The sequence below is a fragment of the Rhodosalinus sp. K401 genome (assembly GCF_041365735.1).
In the GTDB taxonomy this organism is placed as follows: Bacteria; Pseudomonadota; Alphaproteobacteria; order Rhodobacterales; family Rhodobacteraceae; genus Rhodosalinus.
In genome coordinates, this window is the sequence record NZ_JBGFSI010000043.1 from 1 (window position 1) to 971 (window position 971).

Below are 971 nucleotides of genomic sequence, written 5' to 3' on the forward strand. Positions count from 1 at the left end.
CGACAACGAGGCCGATGCCATCGCGATCCTGTTCTGGGCGCTGGAGACGAAGGGAGGCGTGGCATGAGCGGCATGCGGTTCACGCCCAAGGGCTACGGCGTACGCCGCCGCGATCCCCAGCAGGTGAAGCGCGACGGATGGCGCGAACAAGGCGTGCTCGCCGTCTCGGTCGACGACGACCGGCTGACCTGGCCCGAGCGCGAGCTCGTCCGGCAGCTGGGCGAGCGTCTCTACGGGCAGCAGGACCGGGAGGCGCGCCATGACTGAGTGGACGATGGCGCGCGTGCAGGACCGGCTGGAAAGCGCGGCTGACGTGTTCGCGCAGCTGCCCGGCGTGAAGCCGACCGGGTATTTCAACGCCTGGCCGGAGTATTTCCACGGCTTCGCGGATCAGGTGGGCCAGGAGCCCGAGATGAAGCGCCCGCGGCCCGGCCCTCGTCAGATCACCGAGGCCGAGGCGGCGATGCTCTGGCTGCGGTGGCTGGAGCGCGACGACGCACGGATCGTCTGGCTGCGCGCGAACCGGACACCGTGGAAGAAGATCGGCTGGGAGGTCGGGCTGAGCCGCCCGGCCACAAACCGCCACTGGCAATACGGCGTCGCGCTGATCACCTGGCGGCTCAACGGGCGCGTGCCGTCGTCCAGGCGATCGAAGCGCTTCGTGGTCGAGAACGCCGACCGGCTGTCAAGAAAAATCGTCCTGTGAGGGAATTTTCGGAGAGACATCGCACAGGGTTCACCAAGCCGGCGTCGGGGCCTACAAACGGGATATACTCGGGAGAGGCGCGCGCGGGACGCCCCGCAGCCGCTGGCTTCCCGGGGTCCGGCGCAGGGTCCAGTCGGGGTCCAGGCCGCCAAGTCATTGTTTTACGGTTCCTTTTCGAGCCGAAACGTATGCTGGCGGGCTTGGCGCGAAATATCGCCAGCGACAGGGCCGATTTTTTGGGAAGCCACCGGAGTCCAGCGTTCAG

Annotated in this window: 2 protein-coding genes; both read left to right on the forward strand. The window is 67.6% G+C overall.

Annotation, left to right across the window (positions count from 1 at the left end; all coding sequences use genetic code 11):
• Positions 1-72 precede the first annotated feature (72 nt).
• The gene (locus tag AB6A66_RS17435; RefSeq protein ID WP_371056898.1) at positions 73-267 is read left to right on the forward strand and encodes a hypothetical protein; all 195 of its coding nucleotides are present in this window, start codon (positions 73-75) and stop codon (positions 265-267) included.
• Positions 260-706, forward strand: coding sequence for a DUF6362 family protein (locus AB6A66_RS17440; RefSeq protein WP_371056897.1), 447 nt, complete (start codon positions 260-262; stop codon positions 704-706). Before AB6A66_RS17435 ends, AB6A66_RS17440 begins: the two co-directional genes overlap by 8 nt.
• Positions 707-971: the final 265 nt, after the last annotated feature.